Annotated in this window: 17 protein-coding genes; 11 read left to right on the forward strand and 6 right to left on the reverse strand. The window is 71.2% G+C overall.

Features of this window, described 5'->3' with window-relative positions; all coding sequences use genetic code 11:
• Nucleotides 1-51 precede the first annotated feature (51 nt).
• Both ACXAFN_RS14775 and ACXAFN_RS14780 read right to left on the reverse strand, forming a co-directional pair.
• A complete protein-coding gene (locus ACXAFN_RS14775; RefSeq protein WP_474989789.1) occupies nucleotides 52-1,194 on the reverse strand; it encodes an extracellular solute-binding protein in 1,143 nt (380 codons plus the stop codon).
• A complete protein-coding gene (locus tag ACXAFN_RS14780; RefSeq protein WP_474989791.1) occupies nucleotides 1,184-2,890 on the reverse strand; it encodes a chloride channel protein in 1,707 nt (568 codons plus the stop codon). Before ACXAFN_RS14780 ends, ACXAFN_RS14775 begins: the two co-directional genes overlap by 11 nt.
• A gap of 135 nt (nucleotides 2,891-3,025) precedes the next feature.
• On the opposite strand from ACXAFN_RS14780, the gene ACXAFN_RS14785 reads away from it, so the two are divergent.
• On the forward strand, nucleotides 3,026-3,454 hold the full coding sequence (locus ACXAFN_RS14785) for a GFA family protein (RefSeq protein WP_474989793.1): 429 nt from the start codon (nucleotides 3,026-3,028) through the stop codon (nucleotides 3,452-3,454).
• 170 nt (nucleotides 3,455-3,624) lie between these two features.
• Here the strand turns inward: ACXAFN_RS14785 and ACXAFN_RS14790 are convergent, their stop codons facing one another.
• Nucleotides 3,625-4,833 carry an ammonium transporter gene (locus ACXAFN_RS14790; RefSeq protein ID WP_474989795.1) on the reverse strand — a complete coding sequence of 403 codons (1,209 nt, stop codon included), beginning with the start codon at nucleotides 4,831-4,833 and terminating at the stop codon, nucleotides 3,625-3,627.
• 252 nt (nucleotides 4,834-5,085) lie between these two features.
• Nucleotides 5,086-6,483, reverse strand: a complete 1,398-nt coding sequence (locus ACXAFN_RS14795; protein WP_474989797.1) for an aminotransferase-like domain-containing protein — start codon at nucleotides 6,481-6,483, stop codon at nucleotides 5,086-5,088.
• A 99-nt stretch (nucleotides 6,484-6,582) separates the two neighbouring features.
• On the opposite strand from ACXAFN_RS14795, the gene ACXAFN_RS14800 reads away from it, so the two are divergent.
• From ACXAFN_RS14800 to ACXAFN_RS14830, 7 genes are all read left to right on the forward strand, one after another.
• Nucleotides 6,583-7,182 carry a LysE family translocator gene (locus ACXAFN_RS14800; RefSeq protein WP_474989799.1) on the forward strand — a complete coding sequence of 200 codons (600 nt, stop codon included), beginning with the start codon at nucleotides 6,583-6,585 and terminating at the stop codon, nucleotides 7,180-7,182.
• A 225-nt stretch (nucleotides 7,183-7,407) separates the two neighbouring features.
• Nucleotides 7,408-8,691 carry an RNA polymerase sigma factor gene (locus tag ACXAFN_RS14805; RefSeq protein ID WP_474989801.1) on the forward strand — a complete coding sequence of 428 codons (1,284 nt, stop codon included), beginning with the start codon at nucleotides 7,408-7,410 and terminating at the stop codon, nucleotides 8,689-8,691.
• Nucleotides 8,692-8,838: 147 nt separating this feature from the next.
• A complete protein-coding gene (locus ACXAFN_RS14810) occupies nucleotides 8,839-9,654 on the forward strand; it encodes a YciI family protein (RefSeq protein ID WP_474989803.1) in 816 nt (271 codons plus the stop codon).
• 49 nt (nucleotides 9,655-9,703) lie between these two features.
• A complete protein-coding gene (locus ACXAFN_RS14815; protein WP_474989805.1) occupies nucleotides 9,704-10,081 on the forward strand; it encodes a YciI family protein in 378 nt (125 codons plus the stop codon).
• Complete coding sequence (locus ACXAFN_RS14820) at nucleotides 10,078-10,431, forward strand: DUF1428 domain-containing protein (RefSeq protein WP_474989807.1); 354 nt, start codon at nucleotides 10,078-10,080, stop codon at nucleotides 10,429-10,431. The genes ACXAFN_RS14815 and ACXAFN_RS14820 overlap by 4 nt, the downstream gene beginning before the upstream one ends.
• Nucleotides 10,432-10,583: 152 nt before the next feature.
• The gene (locus ACXAFN_RS14825; protein WP_474989809.1) at nucleotides 10,584-11,060 is read left to right on the forward strand and encodes a VOC family protein; all 477 of its coding nucleotides are present in this window, start codon (nucleotides 10,584-10,586) and stop codon (nucleotides 11,058-11,060) included.
• 151 nt (nucleotides 11,061-11,211) lie between these two features.
• Nucleotides 11,212-12,888 (forward strand): mechanosensitive ion channel family protein, encoded by a 1,677-nt coding sequence (locus tag ACXAFN_RS14830; protein WP_474989811.1) that lies wholly within the window; start codon nucleotides 11,212-11,214, stop codon nucleotides 12,886-12,888.
• A gap of 61 nt (nucleotides 12,889-12,949) precedes the next feature.
• On the opposite strand, the gene ACXAFN_RS14835 is transcribed toward ACXAFN_RS14830, so the two are convergent.
• Together ACXAFN_RS14835 and ACXAFN_RS14840 are read right to left on the reverse strand one after the other, a co-directional pair.
• On the reverse strand, nucleotides 12,950-13,408 hold the full coding sequence (locus ACXAFN_RS14835; RefSeq protein ID WP_474989813.1) for a RidA family protein: 459 nt from the start codon (nucleotides 13,406-13,408) through the stop codon (nucleotides 12,950-12,952).
• A gap of 35 nt (nucleotides 13,409-13,443) precedes the next feature.
• Entirely contained in the window at nucleotides 13,444-14,349 is a 906-nt protein-coding gene (locus ACXAFN_RS14840) for a cation diffusion facilitator family transporter (protein WP_474989815.1), read from the reverse strand.
• Nucleotides 14,350-14,508: 159 nt separating this feature from the next.
• On the opposite strand from ACXAFN_RS14840, the gene ACXAFN_RS14845 reads away from it, so the two are divergent.
• From ACXAFN_RS14845 to ACXAFN_RS14855, 3 genes are all read left to right on the forward strand, one after another.
• Nucleotides 14,509-15,000: a GNAT family N-acetyltransferase gene (locus ACXAFN_RS14845; RefSeq protein WP_474989817.1), complete on the forward strand. Its 492-nt coding sequence runs from the start codon at nucleotides 14,509-14,511 to the stop codon at nucleotides 14,998-15,000.
• A gap of 3 nt (nucleotides 15,001-15,003) precedes the next feature.
• A complete protein-coding gene (locus ACXAFN_RS14850) occupies nucleotides 15,004-15,900 on the forward strand; it encodes a LysR family transcriptional regulator (protein ID WP_474989819.1) in 897 nt (298 codons plus the stop codon).
• Nucleotides 15,901-16,017: 117 nt separating this feature from the next.
• Nucleotides 16,018-17,415: an amidase gene (locus tag ACXAFN_RS14855; RefSeq protein ID WP_474989821.1), complete on the forward strand. Its 1,398-nt coding sequence runs from the start codon at nucleotides 16,018-16,020 to the stop codon at nucleotides 17,413-17,415.
• Nucleotides 17,416-17,459 lie beyond the last annotated feature (44 nt).

Below are 17,459 nucleotides of genomic sequence, written 5' to 3' on the forward strand. Positions count from 1 at the left end.
CCGGTGCCGACATCCCGGGGCGGCGTACACGGCGTCCTGCGGCCACTCTTTTCAGTCGCCGCCGGTCTCGCCCAGCAGCGCGGCGCGGAAGTAGTCGCCGATGCGCTCGTGGGTCCGCGCGTACCAGGTCTCGTCCTTGGCCACCGCCCCCTGGGCGTTGAGCGGGTGGGTGGGGATATGCAGGCGCATGTCGATGCCGCTGTCGGCGTGGGTGGTGATGCGCTCGGTCGCGCTGTGCCGCGACGGGCCGTAGGGAATGTAGCGGGTCAGCGCCGCCTGGCGCTCGGTGGCGGTGGCGTAGCGAATGAAGCGGCGTGCCGCCTCGGGATGGGAAGCGTGGCGCGGAATCGCCCACACCTCGTGCTCCTGGACCTGGCCGTCCCAGAGGATGGCGATTGGCGCGTCGCGGTTGATCATGGCGTCGAAGAAGCGCCCGTTGTAGCCCGAAGCCATGGTCACCTCGCCGTCGATCAGCAGCTGCGCGGGCGTGCTGCCGGTCTCCCACCAGCGCAGGCCCTCGAGGCCGGCCAGCCGGGTGAGTGCCAGCGACAGGCCCCGCCGAGTGCTGAGCAGTCGGTACAGTTCCTCGTGGGGCACGCCGTAGGAAAGCAGCGCCCACTCGAGGTTCACCGAGGGCGTGCGCTGCAGGGCTCGGGGGCCGGGGAAGCGTCGCTGGTCGAAGAGGTCGGCGATCTCGGTGGGGCGGCGCCCGGGGAAGGCGTCGGGGCGATAGGCGACCACGGTAGCGAACACCGAGTGGGTGAGGCTGCAGGCCCCGAAGGCGTCGTCGATGAAGTCGCGCTCGGCGGGCGTGCCGTCCGGGGCCGGGGCGGCGAGATCCCGCTCCAGCGGCGCCAGCAGGCCCGCCTCGCAGGCCGCCATGGCCTCGCTGCGGGTCATGTCGATCACGTCCCAGGGCACGTCCTGCTGGGCCACCGCGCGGCGCAGCGCCGCCAGGCCGCCGTCGTAGCGCGCCACGGCGACCGGGATGCCGGTGGCCTCGGTGAAGGGCGCGAACAGCGCCCGTTGCTGGGCCCGCTCGTAGGCGCCGCCCCAGCTCAGCACCGTCAGCGGTTCGGCTGCCGGCGCGGCGGCGGGATCGCCCCGGGCCGGCGCCGACGGGCCCGGCATCGGCAGGGCCGGGGCGAGCATCAGGGTCAGGGCGAGGGCGCCCAGGCGTCGTCTAGCCCGCACCGTGTTCCTCCCGTCGGAGTTCGTCGCTGTAGCGCAGGAAGGCCCGGGCGATGCTCGCCTCGAAGACCACGCCGTGGAAGACGTCCTGCTCGTCGACCACGGCGATGGCCTCGCCGGTCATCTCCTGCAACTGGCGCATGGCCATCCAGACCGAGGCCTCGGGCCCCAGCACCGGGCGCGGCGTGGTCGGGCAATCGGCGATCGGCGCCGTACCCTGGCCGGCCTCGCGCATCACCTCCAGGTCGGCCAGGGTGAGGCTGCCCCGGTAGCGGCCCTTGGCGTCCACTCGGTAGGCCTCCCCGTGGCCCGACTGGCCCAGTGCGCGGACGGCCTCGTCGACCGAGGTCTCGGGGCGCAGGCGCACGCCCTCCTGGCTCAGCAGGTCGCCCAGCCGCGCGTCTTCCAGTACCGCCCGGCTGCGCCCCGAGGACAGGTCCAGGCCCCGGGCCGTCAACTGGATGTCGAACAGCGAGCGGCCGAACAGCTGGGCGGCGATGGGGCTCGCCAGGGTCACGCTGGCCAGCGCCGCGGTGGTCAGCGCATAGCTGCCGGTGAGCTCGAAGACGATCAGCAGGCTGGTCAGGGGCGCGCCGATCACCGGCGCGGTGACCGCGACCATGCCGCAGATGGCATAGAAGACGAAGGTATCCTGGGCGCCGCCGACCATCGCCACCAGGGTGCCGCACAGGGCCCCGAACAGCGTGCCGATCACCAGCGCCGGGCTGAAGATCCCGCCGCCGAAGCCCATTCCCAGGCACAGCGCCGTGGCGCCCAGCTTGAGCAGCATCACCACCGCGAGCTCGACCCCGCCGAAGGCCCCGGCGATGGTGGCGAAGCGCAGCGTCTCCTGGCCCATGCCGAGGATGTCGGGTACCCACAGCGCGGTCACGCCGAGCAGCGCCCCGGCCAGCGCCGGGTGCAGCGGGGCGGGCAACGGCAGGCGCCTGGCCAGCCGTCCCACGCCGAGGATGGCGTTCATGTAGCCCCCGGCCACCAGCGCGCCCAGCCCGCCGATGGCCAGGAAGACGGCGAACTCCCAAGGGCGGGGGATGGCCAGGTCGACCACGTGGAAGAGCGCGCCGCGGTCCAGCACCTGGGCGGCGATCACGTGCCCCACCAGGGCGGCGGCGGCCACCGGGGCGAAGGCCCGCAGCGCATAGTGGCGCAGCACCACCTCGTGGGCGAAGACGATGCCGGCCAGCGGCGCATTGAAGGCGGTGGCGATGGCCGCGGCCACCCCGCAGGCGATGGTGATGTTGTCCTCGGAGCGGCCCAGGTGCAGCAGCCGCGCGCCCGACGAGCCGAGGCTCGCGCCCATGTGCACCAGCGGGCCGTACTGGCCCACCGAGGCCCCGGCGCCCAGCGACACCAGGCCAGACAGGGCGGAGAGCGCCCCGGCTCTGGGCGGCAGCCGGCCGCGCCGGGTCTGCACGGCGGCGATGACGTCGGCGGGGGTGTGGGGGCGGCCCTCGGGAATGGCCCGGTGCAGCTGGCCGACCACCAGCCCGCCCAGGGTCGGCACCAGGACGGTGGCCACCGCCAGCCATTCGGGATGGGCGAGCATCATGCGCCCGCGCGGGGAGATCAGCAGCAGGTCGTTGAGCCACAGCACCGCACTGACGAAGCCCACGGCGGCCAGCGCCGCCACGCCGCCGATCACGCCGCCCAGCGCCACCAGTCCCAGAAAGCGCAGCACGCCCCGTGCCCCGCGGCCCTCGACTTTCCCTGTATCCGGCTTGGTCATGTAACAAGGTGTAGGCGCTGGGTAAGGGATGGTCCACCTCGGCGGCTACACTGAACGGGCATCCGATGGAGACACGGGAGGTGGACGATGAGTCAAGGCTATCGCGGCGGCTGCTTCTGTGGCGCCGTCCAGGTCGAGGTCGAAGGCGAGCCAGAGGCCATGGGCTATTGCCATTGTGAGTCCTGCCGACATTGGTCGGCCGGCCCGGTGAATGCCTTCAGCCTCTGGAAGCCCGATGCGGTGCGGATCGCTCGGGGGGAAGAGGCGCTGGAAAGCTACCAGAAGACGTCCGCCAGCCGGCGCCGCTGGTGTCGGCACTGCGGCGGGCACGTGCTGACCGAGCACCCGGAGATGGGGCTGGTCGATGTCTATGCGGCGCTGCTGCCCGAGCTGGCCTTCGCGCCCCAGCTGCACGTGCACTACCAGGAAGCGGTACTGCGCATTCCCGATGGCTTGCCCAAGATGAAGGACGTGCCGGCGGAGCTCGGCGGATCCGGGGAGACGCTGGAGGAGTGAAGGGGGAGGGGGATGAGGGATGAGGTACGAGGGGCAAGGAGCGAGGGGAAAGGAGCGAGGGGAAAGGAGCGGGAGAAAGAGGGGAGGCCTAGGGTCAGGAGGCCCAGGGCGGGATTCGGGCATGGAACGCGGGGCCGGCTGGGCCCCGCGTCGTCTCGATTCGCGGCGATTCAGTCCAGCGAGGTGGCGCCGATACGGTGGATGCTGAGGTCGGCGCCGTTGTATTCCTCTTCCTGGCTGAGGCGCAGGCCGCAGACCTTGGCCACCAGGCCGTAGACCACCAGGCCGCCGATCACCGCGACCGCCACGCCGGCCAGCGAGCCGATCAGCTGGGACATCAGGCTGACGCCGCCGAGGCCGCCCAGACCCGCCTGGCCGAAGATGCCTGCGGCGATGCCGCCCCACACGCCGCACACCCCGTGCAGCGGCCACACGCCCAGCACGTCGTCGAGGCGCTCGACGCGTTCCTGGGCCCACTCGAAGAGCCACACGAACAGCGCGCCGGCCACGCCGCCGGTAATCAGCGCACCGATGGGGTGCATCAGGTCGGAGCCGGCGCACACCGCCACCAGGCCGGCCAGCGGGCCGTTATGGATGAAGCCCGGGTCCTTCTTGCCCAGCACCATGGCGACCAGGATGCCGCCGACCATGGCCATCAGGCTGTTGACCGCCACCAGGCCGCTGATGCTGTCCAGCGTCTGGGCCGACATGACGTTGAAGCCGAACCAGCCGATGGTCAGGATCCAGGCGCCCAGCGACAGGAAGGGGATGTTGGAAGGCGCGAAGGCCACCACCTTGCCGCCGCGATAGCGGCCGCGGCGGGCGCCCAGCAGCAGCAGCGCCACCAGCGCCACCCAGCCGCCGAAGGCGTGCACCACCACGGAGCCGGCGAAGTCGTGGAAGCCGGCGCCGAAGGTGGCGGCGAGCCAGTCCTGCAGGCCGTAGTTGCCGTTCCAGACGATGCCCTCGAAGAACGGATAGACCAGCCCGACGACCGCCCCGGCGGCGACCAGCATGGGGTAGAAGCGGGCGCGCTCGGCGATGCCCCCGGAAACGATGGCCGGGATCGCCGCGGCGAAGGTCATCAGGAAGAAGAACTTCACCAGGGCATAGCCGTGGCCGGCGGTCAGTTCCTCGGCGCCGGCGAAGAAGTGGGTGTCGTAGGCGATAAAGTAGCCGACGAAGAAGTAGACCAGCGCCGAGACGCCGAAGTCGGTCATGATCTTGACCAGGGCGTTGACCTGGTTCTTGTGGCGCACCGTGCCCACCTCGAGGAAGGCGAAACCGGCGTGCATGGCCAGCACCATGATGGCGCCGATCAGGATGAATAGCGTGTTGGCGCTCTGGGTCAGGGTCTCGACGGCACTCGTGATATCCACGGGAATGATCTCTCCTGATGCATGGGGAAATGGCAAGATTCACAGGAGATAAGCAATTAGTGTTCCGTTCTGGCGCATGCTGCGCCATATCAGTGCTTTCTCGGCACCGACACGGGGCGAGCGAGCCGCCACGTGACGAAGTTGCACCCTGGTGGTGCCGTTTTGCGTCGCCATGCACGCTTGGGGTGAATGGCGCGCGCCGCCGCGCTCAAGGAGTGCACGCCGTCCTCCGGACCGGGCCTGGAGGCCGACCTACAGGGTCTGCCAGGGCGAGGAGGGCGGCTCGGAGAGCAGCTCGTCGACAATCGTCAGGGCGCGTTCCAGGGTCTCGCGGGTCTCGGCCGGGCCCAGGCACAGCCGAATGGCCTGGGGCGCCGGCTCGCTGCCCATGCAGAAGGGCTCGGGGGTGGAGACCTTGACCCCGCGCCGGGCCAGCAGCGCCTGCACCTCGCTGCTGCGTCGTCCCGCCGGCAGCGGCAGCCAGATCAACGACGAGCCCTCGCGGCACAGCGGAGCGTAGGGGGAAAGGCGGTCCAGTGCCAGGCGGCGGCGGGCGGCCAGCTCGTCGACCTGCCAGCGCAGCAGCTCGCGGCTGTCGGGATCCTCCATCCAGCGGCAGGCGGCTTCCACCATCAACGGCGGCACCATCCAGCTCTGGGCGCGCAGGGCCGAGCAGAGGCGTTCCTGCAGCTGCTCCGGCACCGTGAGGCTGCCGATGCGCAGCCCGCCGGCCAGCACCTTGGAGGTGCTGAAGATATGCAGGGTGCGCTCCGGTGCCAGGTCGATCAGCGGCGTGCCGCGCTGGGCCTCGGGCAGGTACTGCACGGCATCCTCGATCAGCCAGATATCGTGCTCGTGGGCCAGGGCCGCCAGCCGCTCGCGGCGGGTTTCACTGAGCCGAGCGCCCGTCGGGTTGTTGAGGTCCGGGGTGGTGTAGAGCAGCCGCGGCGGCTGGCGGGCGCACAGCCGGGCCAGCGCCTCGACGTCCAGGCCGTCGGCGTCCATCGGCACCGCCAGCGGACGCAGGTGAGCCTGCTGGGCGGCGCAGACGAAGCCGGGGTAGGTAAGGGCATCGGCGGCCACCAGGTCGCCCGGCTGGGCGAGGGCATTCGCCACCAGGTGGATCCCGTGCTGGCCGCCCTGCGTGATCAGCAGGCGCTCGGGGTCGTCGGGCAGGCCGAGGCTGCCCTGCCAGGCGGCGATGCGCGCCCGCTGGGCCTCGCTGCCCGCCTCGTGCTGATACTCGGTGGCGTCCTGCAGGGCCTCCGGCGAGGCGGTGATGCCCTCCAGCGCCCGCTTGAGGCCCCGGGCGCGCAGCGGATGGGGCGGCGGCAGGCTCATGCTGATGTCGATGACGCCGTCGCCCGCCGGCTGGCCGGCGCGGAAGAAGGGTACCGGCGCGTCCTCGGCCGCTCGGCGCACGTAGGTGCCGCTGCCGACCCGGGACTCGACCCAGCCGTGGCGCTGGGCCTCGGCATAGGCGCGGGTGATGGTGCCCACGGTGACGCCCAGGCGGTCGGCCAGCTGGCGCTGGGGCGGCAGTTTCGCGCCCGGGGCCAGCTCGCCGCTGTCGATCGCTTCGGCCATGGCCTCGGCGATACGGCGGTAGCGCGGGCCGCCGTCGGGGAGCTCGGGTGTCCAGATTGTCATGGTGACAATAAAACCTTTGACGCCGTTATTGTGCCCATTATGCTCAGAAAAGCCGGCATAAATAAACCCATTCACCATAATTGTAGGGGTACAATTTCGATGGACACCCTGGCCGCCTTCGGGCCCGCGTCGCTGTTCATGATCTCCATGACCATCACGCCCGGCCCCAACAACGTGATGCTCACCGCCTCCGGCGCCAACTACGGCTTCCGGCGCACCCTGCCGCACCTGCTGGGCATCCTGGGCGGCTGTTTCGTGCTGTTCTCGGCCATCGCCTTGGGCCTGGGCATGGTCTTCGAGCGCTTCCCGCTGGTGCAGACCCTGCTGCGCGTGGCCGGCAGCCTCTACCTGCTGTACCTGGCCTGGGGCATCGCCACCGCGCCGCCGCCCCGCTTCGGCGATGCCGAGGGGCGCCCCCAGAGCTTCTGGCAGGCGGCGGCCTTCCAGTTCGCCAACCCCAAGGCCTGGGTGATGGGCCTGACGCTGATGGCGAGTTTCCTGCCCGAGGGTGGCAACACCGTGGTCAACGCCCTGGTGCTGGCCGGCTTCGCCGAGCTGGTGGCGCTGCCCTGCATCGCGATGTGGGCGGGCTTCGGCATGGCCATCGGCCGCTGGCTCAAGGGGCCGCGCGCCTGGCGGGTTTTCAACGGCAGCATGGGTGCGCTCACCGCGGCCTGCGTGATCTTCATCCTCGGCTGAGGGCGGGGCAGCGCCCAGGGCGACGAGGCGCGCCATGCCGGTCGACGGCCGTCGATGCCGTCGGCAGCGAAGCGGGTCGCTATCACTTTCGTCGAGTGACCCCCCGAGGCCGCCAGCGACTATGCTGGAGGCTGGCGCCAGGGCGTCCGAGCGAGCCGGTGAATGGCCGCGTCGGGCCCGGCCATGGGCGTCACGCCACGGAACGGCCCCGGGAGCGCTATCGCCATGCAGGTCCAGGTCTCCATCGAGTCCCTCTATCGCCGGCACGCCCCCCGCGTGCTGGCGACGCTGATTCGCCGCCTCGGCGATTTCGATGCCGCCGAGGAGGCCATGCACGACGCCTTCGCCGCGGCCGTCGCCCGCTGGCCGGGGGAGGGCGTGCCCGACGCGCCGGTGGCCTGGCTGATCCGGGTCGGCCATCGCCGCGGCATCGACCAGATCCGGCGCCGGCAGACCGCCCGCCAGCACGCCCACCTGCTGGTGCCCGACGAGGGCGAGGCCGAGGAGGCCCGCGACATCGCCGACGACCCCCTGCGCCTGCTGTTCACCTGCTGCCATCCCGCGCTGTCGATGTCCGACCGCCTGGCGCTGACCCTGCGCGAGATGGCCGGGCTGACCACCGAACAGGTCGCCAGCGCGCTGCTGCAGCGTCCGGCCGCCCTGGCCCAGCGCATCGTCCGCGCCAAGCGTCGGCTGCGCGCCGCCGGCATTCCCTACGAGGTGCCCGATGCCGCCGAGCTGCCATCGCGGCTGCCCGGCGTGCTGGGGGTGATCTACCTGATCTTCAACGAGGGCTATTCCGCCAGCGACGGCGAGCGGGTCGTCGACGTGGGGCTCGCCGACGAGGCGCTGCGCCTGGGCGAGGCCCTGGCCGAGCTGCTGCCCCGGGGCGAGGTATTCGGCCTGCTGGCCCTGATGCGGCTCCACCACGCCCGCCGCGAGGCGCGCCAGGACGCGCAGGGCGAGCTGGTGCCGCTGGAGGAGCAGGATCGCCGCCGCTGGGACGCCGGGCAGATCCGCGCCGGCATGGCCTGGCTGGAGCGGGCCCTGGCGCTGACGCCCACCGATCCCTACACCCTGCAGGCCTCCATCGCCGCCGTGCATGCCCAGGCGGAAAGTGCCGAGGCCACTGACTGGCGGCGCATCGTGAGGCTCTACGGGGCCCTGCAGCGGCAGCAGCCCTCGCCGGTGGTCGAGCTCAACCGGGCGGTGGCCGTGGCCATGCACGACTCACCCGAGGCCGGCCTGGCGCTGCTCGAGGCGCTGGCCGACCATCATCAGCTGGTCGACTACCACCTCTTCCACGCCGCCCGCGCCGACCTGCATCGCCGCGCCGGGCATCGCGAGGCGGCGCGCCATGCCTACCAACGGGCCCTGGCGCTGACCGTGCAGGAACCCGAGCGGCGCTTCCTGGTGCGTCGCCTGGCGGAGCTGGACGCGGCCGGCCCCGCCGATGCCGTGCCCCATGCCGCCGCCGGCCCGGCCCCCGGCCACGGTTCGCCGGCGTAGCGAAAAAAATGTCGCCGGGCTGTCGATTCGCGTGCTCGCCGCGCGACTCCTGTGTATCTCACCGGCGAAGGGTCGCCGGGAGAAGGTCTCCCTCACCGGCGGAGTCGCGCCGGGCGAGAGGTCCCCACAGCCAGGAGGAACGATGTCATGCGCTACATGCTGATGCGCAAGGCCGACGCGGCGACCGAGGCGGGCGAGCTGCCGAGCCAGGAACTGCTGAAGGCCATGTCGGACTACAACGAGCGGATGATCCGCGCCGGCGTCTTCGTCACCGGCGATGGCCTGCGCCCCAGCGGGGAGGGCTGCCGGATCGCGTTTCGCGATGGCGAGCCGCGGGTCGTGGCGGGGCCCTTCGCGGCCACCGAGGAGCTCTTGGCGGGCTACAGCGTGCTCGAGGTCGACTCCCTGGAGGACGCCATCGAGTGGGCCAAGCAGTGGCCGCCGGAAGATGGCGGCGTCACCCTCGAGCTGCGTCGCTACTTTGCCATGCAGGACTTCGAACCCGGCGCCGGCCTGGACCGGCACATCGCCCAGGCCCGGCTGCCCCGGGGGCTGCAGGTGCATCTCAGTTTCGCCGGCGACTGCCGCGAGGCGATGACTTTCTATGCCGAGGTCACCGGCGGCCACCTGGAGGCGATGCTGACCTTCGGCGAGACCCCGGCCGCCGCCGAGGTGCCGGACGAGTGGCACGACCGGATCGCCCACGCCTCGCTCAACGTCCGCGGCCATCGCCTGATGGGCGCCGACGCGATGGGCGACTGCTACCAGGCGCCCCAGGGGGCCCAGCTGTTCCTCGACTACGAGGACGTCGAGCGGGCGGCGGAGGTGTTCCAGCGCCTGGCCGAGGGCGGCCAGGTGCAGATGCCCTTCGAGGCCACCTTCTGGGCCAAGGGCTTCGGCATGGCGACCGACCGCTTCGGCGTGCAGTGGATGGTCGCCACCCCCAGCGAGCAGTGTCCGTGATCCCACGGCGCCCATGATCCCAGCGTGTCGACGACACAAGGAGGAAGGCATGCAGTACGTCGCCTTGGTGTACTACCAGGAGCAGTTGATCGAGGCCATGTCCGAGCGCGAGTGGCACGACCTCAACCAGGAATGTCTGGGCTGCGTCGAGCGCCTGACCGAGCAGGGCCACTTCGTCACCGGCCGGGCGCTGCAGCCGGTGGAAAGCGCCACCAAGGTGCGCCGGCGCGACGGTGAGACGCTGGTCTCCGATGGCCCCTTCGCCGAGACCAAGGAGCAGCTGGCCGGCTTCTACCTGCTCGAGGCCCGTGACCTCAACGAGGCGCTGCGCCTGGCCGGGGGCATTCCCCCGGCGCGGCTGGGCACCATCGAGGTGCGCCCGGTACGCGAGCTACCCCCCAAAGACGAGACGGGAGAGACATCATGAACTACGTTGACGGTTTCGTGGCCGCCGTGCCCACCGCCAACCGGCAGGCCTTCATCGAGCATGCCCGGCAGGCGGCGGTGGTGTTCAAGGAGCATGGCGCCCTGAAGGTGGTGGAGTGCTGGGGCGACGATGTCCCGGAAGGCGAGGTGACCTCCTTCACCATGGCGGTGCAGCGCCAGCCCGACGAGAGTGTGGTGTTCTCCTGGGTGCACTGGCCGTCTCGGGAGGTACGCGACCGGGCCATGGCCCGCATCATGGAAGACCCGCGACTGTCGCCGGAGGTCAATCCCATGCCCTTCGACGGCAAGCGGCTGATCTATGGCGGATTCGAGATGGTCGTCGACGAATAAACGTTGCCCGAAGGGTGTCTGACCAGCGCTCGCCGACTTTCCAAACAAGGTGCCGACGTTTCATGCCGGCCGGGGCGCGTCGCCGATCGGCGTCTTGCGAGTGTTTCTTTCCACGATGAATGGCGGGCGCGCGCCTGCCGGGAGGATGCGATATGCACCGGATCACGACCTTCCTGTGGTTCGATGGCCAGGCGGAGGAGGCGGCCCGCTTCTACGTCTCGGTGTTCCCCGATTCCCGCATCGAGCGGGTGGTGCACTCGCCGGTCGACACGCCGAGCGTGCCGGCCGGCGAGGTGCTGCTGGTGGAGTTCGTCCTCGACGGCGCGCGCTACCTGGCCATGAACGGCGGGCCCGGCATGCCCTTCACCGAGGCGATCTCGCTGCACATCGACTGCGCCGACCAGGCCGAGGTGGACCACTACTGGAACGCCCTGGGCGAGGGCGGCCGCCCCATCGAGTGTGGTTGGCTCCAGGATCGCTGGGGGCTGCGCTGGCAGGTGGTGCCCGTGCGCATGCACGAGCTGATGCGCGACCCCGATCCCGGGCGGGCCCGGCGGGCCATGGAGGCGATGATGCGGATGGAGAAGTTCGTCATCGCCGACCTGGAGCGCGCCGCGGACGGCGCCTGAAACGGCGGGCCCACCAGGGGCGCCGAGGGGCGACGCGCCGGCGAACCCGTGGCGGCGGGGCTGGACGACCGGCGGGGCCATGGGGTGTACTGCTGGCGACCGCCGGCCTGGATGGCCGCTTCCCGGAACTCCCTGGACTGGACCGCTCCTCATGCCACGTTGCCTCACCTGGATCCTGCTGGTCGTCGCCCTGCTCGCCGCCGGCCCGAGCCTCGCGCAATCGCCGGACGGCGACCCGCGGCGCTGGTTCGACCTCGAGTCGCTCAACGCCGGGCTCGGCGAGCCTCCCGAGGAGGTGCGCCGCAAGACGCCCCGGGAGGCGCTGCGCAGCTTCCTGACCCTGACCCAGCGAGGCGACTTCGGCTCGGCCGCGCACCTGCTCAACCTCGCCGACCTCTCCCCCGACGAGCAGGCGGCCCGCGGCGCCGAGCTGGCCCGGCAGCTGGCCTCGGTGCTGCGACGGGGCGACTGGCTGGAGCCCGCCGACCTGCCGAGCCGCCGCGATGCCATGATCGTGGCGCCCTCGGGCCAGCATCCCATGGCCGGCATGCCGCGCCGCAACCTGCTGCTCACCTCCCTGGAGGCCGCCGGCGCGCCCCACGACATCCGCCTGGCCCGCTACCGGGTCGGCGAGCGGGACCCGGTGTGGCTGATCACCCCGGACAGCCTGTCCTACGTGCCCGCCCTGTACGCCGAGTACGGCCCCTCCTGGCTGGAAGATCATCTTCCCCAGCGCCTGCAGGCGCCCCTCGGCGAGCTGCGCGTCTGGGAGTGGATCGCCCTGCCGATCTTCCTGTTGATCATCGGCCTGGTGGGCTGGGGCGTGCATCGGCTGGTGGACTGGCTGGTCGGGCGCATCTTCCGGCGGATCAGCGGCGCCTTCACCGGACGGATCCAGGTGCCCATGGCATTCATCTCCATGGCCCTGGTCGCGCGGATGCTGCTCGACACCGTGGTCTCGTTCTCCGGGGCGGTCACCACGACGCTGCGGGTGTTGCTGATCATCGTCATGGCCTGGGGCGTCGGCCTGGTGGCGGTGCGGCTGCTGGACGCCTTCCTGATGAAGATGACCCAGCGCCTGGTGGGCGAGATCGACGACACCAGGCATCGCGACGAGCGCAAGCTGCTGACCTCGCTCTATGCGCTGCGTCGCGGCATCATCCTGGTCACGGTGGTCGCCGTGATCGCCTACGTGCTGAGCCAGATCAACCTCTTCGGCACCCTGGGCATGACCCTGGTGGCCTCGGCGAGCGTGCTGACCGTGCTGGTGGGCATCGCCGGCCAGGCGGTGCTGGGCAATATCCTGTCCTCCGTCCAGGTGTCGCTGGCCAAGCCCATCCGCATGGGCGACCTGATCGTGTTCGAGGGCCAGTGGTGCTATGTGGAGGGCATCTTCTACACCTTCGTGCGGCTGCGTTCCTGGGACGAGCGGCGGCTGATCGTGCCGATCCGCTACTTCGTCTCCCAGCCCTTCGACAACCTCTCCACCAAGAACCCCCGGCTCTACCGGCAGATCGCCCTGACCCTGCACCTCAGCGCCGACATCGCCGTGCTGCGCGAGCGCTTCATCGAGCTCGCCCGGCGGGAAGAATTCGTCGTCGACCCCGACAAGCTGGAGTGCCACGTGACGGCGCAGCGCGAGGCGACCCTGGAGGCCTCCTGCTACCTGATGACCCGCGAGCCGGTCGGCGGCTGGATCGCCGAGAACAACGTGCGCGAGGGGCTGCTGGCCTTCATTCGCGACGAGCATCCGGAATGGTGGCCGCGGGAGTTGGTGGTGCTCGGCCGCCAGGATATCGCCCGCGGCGATGGCGGGGCGGCTTCCTGAGTCGGATCGAGTCGGACCGCCGCGCGCCGGCCCGGCGTGGAATGACGGACGGGGTGCCGGCTCAGTCGTCCGGGGTGGCGGACGTCTCGCCGTCGCCATCGGTGTCGGCGTCGTCTTCGGATTCGAGGCCGGCGTCGGCCGGGCGGCGCGCGGTGAGGGTGATCTCCACGCTGGCCCCGCCGAGCAGCCTCGGCGACTCGGTGCAGGTGCGCGCCGGGTAGTGGGGCGGGGTGAAGAATTCCGCATAGGCGGCGTTCATCGCCTCCGCCTCGTCCAGGTCGGTGAGGTGCACCGCCACGCGCACCGTGTCCGCCAGGCTGCAGCCTACCGACTCCAGCAGGTGCGCAAGGCGGCCCATCACCCAGCGGGTCTCCTCGCCGACGTCGCCGAGGATCGTCTCGCCGCCCTGGATGTCGGCGGCGTTGAGCCCGGAGAGGTACACGTAGTCTTCGTCCAGCGCGATGTGGCTGCCGGGGAAGGTCGGCAGCGGCAGGGTCGGGGAGTTGTGGAACTCGGGCATGGGGCGTCTCCTCGGGGTGGCGCGGCCCGGCGGGGTCAGGTCCAGGCCGGGTCGGCGGTGAACGACACCGTGAACCAGCGGTGCTCGGCGGGAATGCTCAGGCCCGCGGCGATGGCCGCGCGAACCTCGTCGAGCTCGGCTACGCCGCGCGCGGCGGCGAAGTCGGGCCGGGTGACGATATGGATCTCGATGAAGTGCCCGCGGCCGGCCTTGGCCACGTGGCTGCTGTACTCCAGCAGGCCGTCGCGTGCCATCACCGGCGCCATGGCGGCGTGCACCTCGCGGTCGACCGCGCTCGGCGCGATCAGGAACACCTCCTTCATGGCCCGGCGCACGATGCCGATCGGCACCGGCAGGAAGGCCAGGGTCAGGACTGCCAGCAGCAGCGAATCCACGTAGGGCGTGAGGTAAGCGTAGGCGGTGCGCTCGAGGATCAGCGCGATCACGAAGGCCACCAGCAGTGCGCCGGTGATCAGGCCCGCCATCAGCCAGCCGTGCATGTCGATGCGCACGAACTCGGAGCCGACGTCGCGGTTGAGCCGGCGCTGGTAGGCGGTCATGGCGAAGCACACCGTGGCCACCACCACGGCATAGACGATGGCCACGCCGAAGGCCAGCTCGTGGCCGCCCGCCATCAGCCCCTGGATGGCGTTGAGGAAGGCGTAGAAGCACAGCAACAGCAGGATCGAGCCGTTGAGCGCCGCCGCCAGCGGCTCAAGGTGCCAGTAGCCGTGCTGGAAGCGCTGGCTGACCTCGCGGGCGACCAGCCGCGTGACCACCAGCGCCAGGGCTGACATGGCCGCGTCGATGGTCGAGAAGACCCCGTCGAAGAGGATCGAGCGGGAGCCGGCCAGCAGGCCGAAGGCGACCCCCAGGCTCGAGACCAGCAGGGTCATCACGATGGAGAGCTTGAGCGCGCGCTGTTCGAGGGTGGTGGACATGGACATCTTCCCTGGTGACCGAGCCCTCGAGTCTAGCCGAGCCCTGCGAGCCGGGCGAGGGCCCTGGCCAGCGGCGGCGAGAGCGGGGATACTGTGGCGTTTTTGTCGGGCCGCGCGCGGCCCGGCCACGTCACGTCACTCGACAGGAAGACTCTCGCCATGGAATCCGGCTTGCCTCTCGTCCGCATCGACGCCCACTCGCCCCACGTGGCCACCCTGGCCGGCTGGGCCCACGCCGAATGGGGCCACCTGAACCCCGGCCGCGACCGCGCCGCCGCCATCGCCCACTTCCGCGCCGACTGCGGCCCGGCCGGCGTGCCCTCGGTGTTCGCCGCCCTGGACGGCGAGCGCCCGGTGGGCATGGCCAGCCTGGTGGTCGACGACATGAGCGACCGCCGCGAGCTCACGCCCTGGCTGGCCTCGGTCTATGTGCTGCCCGAGTGGCGCGGCCGCGGCATCGCCTCGACGCTGGTGCGCCGAGTGGAGGAGGAGGCCCGGGCCCACGGCGTCGAGCGCTTCTACCTCTACACCCCGGACCAGCAGGCGCTCTACCGCCGGCTGGGCTGGCAGGACGTCGAGGAGCGCCACTACCGCGGCGAGGCGGTGACCATCATGCAGCGTACCTTCTCGACGCCGGCCGACGTGGGCTGAGCCATGCACTGGCGAGCCCTGCGCTACTTCGACGTGGTGGCCCGCAGCCATTCGCTGCGCGAAGCCGCGGGTCGGCTGCATATCGCCCCCACCGCGATCAGCCGCCAGATCGACCTGCTGGAACACCAGCTCGGCGCGCCGCTGCTCGAACGCGGCCCGGGCGGCATCCGTCTCACCGCCGCCGGTGAGCTGCTCGCGGTGCAGGCCCGCCGTACCCTGCGCGATTTGGAGCGGGTGCAGGAACACATCGCCGACCTCAAGGGGCTGCGCACCGGGCGGGTCAGCCTGCGCGTGGCCGAGGGGGCGGTCGCGGGCCTGCTGGCGCCGACCCTGGCCGAACTGAGCGCGCGCCATCCGAGCCTGCGCTTCGACATCCAGATCGCCAGTGCCGGTGGGATCGTCGAGGCACTGCGCAGCGGCGACGCCGATATCGGCCTGACCTTCTTCATGCCGCGCCACGATGACATCCAGCCGTTCGCCAGCGGCCGCCTGGAGCACCACGCGGTGATGGCGCCGAGCCACCCGCTGGCCGGGGCCAGCGAACTGCGGTTGGCACAGCTCGCCGAATACCCCCTGGCGCTGCCCGACGAGCACTATGGGGTGCGCCAGGCGCTCGACGAGGCGGCGCGTCAGCAGGGCGTGGCCCTGACGCCGACCTTCCACGCCGCCTCCCTGGAGACCCAGAAGGCGCTGGCCATGGCCGGGGCCGCGCTGCTGATCCTGCCGTCCATGGCGGTGGCCCGGGAGTGCCGCGATGGCCAGTTGGCCAGCGTTCCCCTGGCGCCGGGGGAGCTGCCGCGTACCCGGCTCGACCTCTGCCTGCATCGCCACCGCCAGCGCAGCTTCGCCACCGAGGCCTGCCTTGGCCTGCTGGCCTCGGCGCTGCAGGACCTGGAGTGAAAGGGGTGTCGGGTATGTGCACACAATAAGTGGACACCCTGGCATCGCAATTGTGATGGCGGTAGACACCGGGCGGCGCCAAGCTGGGGAGGCCAACAACAAGACAGGGAATCGTGAATGACTGCCCCCCACCAGATGACCGCCACCCAGCTACTGGGCGCCTATCGCCACAAGACGCTGTCGCCCCTGGACCTCGCCGAGGACCTGATCCAGCACATCGAGCGCTGGGAGCCACACATCCATGCCCTCTACGGTTTCCGGCCGGCGGCCTTTCGAGAAGCGGCGCGTACCTCGAGCGACCGCTGGGCACGCGGTGCGCCGCGCGGCCCACTGGACGGCGTGCCCGTCACCCTCAAGGAGCTGATCGCCACCCGCGGCCTGCCGGTGCCGAACGGCACCGGCCTCGGCACCCAGGCGCCCGCCGAGGAGGATGCCCCGCCGGCGGCGCGCCTGGCCGAAGACGACGCCCTGCTGCTGGCCAAGACCACCTGCCCGGACTTCGGCATGCTCTCCTCGGGGCTGTCTTCCTTCCACGGCCTGACTCGCAACCCCTGGCGGCTCGACTGCAACACCGGTGGCTCCAGTTCCGGGGCGGGGGCCGCCGTCGCGGCCGGCTACGGGCCGTTGCACGTGGGCACCGACATCGGCGGCTCGGTGCGCCTGCCGGCGGCCTGGTGTGGCGTGGTGGGCTTCAAGCCGACGCAGGGGCGGATTCCCATCGATCCCTACTACGTGGGGCGCTGCGCCGGCCCCATGACGCGCAGCGTCGACGATGCCGCCCTGATGATGCCGAGCCTTTCGCGTACCGACCGCCGCGACGCCACGCGCCTGCAGCCGGAGACGATCGACTGGACGGACCTCGAGCTCGATGTGGCGGGCCTGCGCATCGGCGTGATGATGGAGGCCGGCTGCGGATTGCCGCTGGACGACGAGATCGCCGCCGCCGTGGAGGCGTCTGCCGCCCGGCTCGAGGCCGCCGGGGCCATCCTGGTGCCGCTGGCGCCGGTGCTGAGCCGCGAGATGCTCGACGGCCTGGACCGCTTCTGGCGGGTGCGCCAGTGGAGCGCCCTGGAGGCGTTGCCCCCCGCGCAGCGCGAGCGGGTGCTGCCGGCGATTCTTGCCTGGGCCGATGACGGCGGGCGGATCGGCGGTGTCGAGGCGGTGCGCGGCTTCGAGCAGACCCTGGCCATGCGACGCGCCACCGAGGCGGTGTTCGATGACGTCGACGCGGTGATCTCGCCCACCACGCCCAACGTCGCCTTCCCCGCGGACTGGCCCTCGCCCACCAACGACCCGCTGAGGCCCTTCGAGCACATCGTCTATACCGTGCCGTGGAACATGGGCGAGCAGCCGGCGCTGTCCCTCAACGCCGGCTTCTCCCGCGAGGGCCTGCCGCTCGGCGTGCAGTTGATCGGCCCGCGTTTCGCCGACCACCTGGTGCTCAAGCTGGGCAAGGCGCTGGAGACGCGCCTGGCGCTCGCGCCGCGTTGGCCGTCGCCGCCTGCGTCGCAGTAAGGTCCGCGTCCATCGTTCAGGTATTGCCTTAGATCGTCACCGTG

This window comes from Halomonas sp. ABH4_019 (assembly GCF_056159885.1).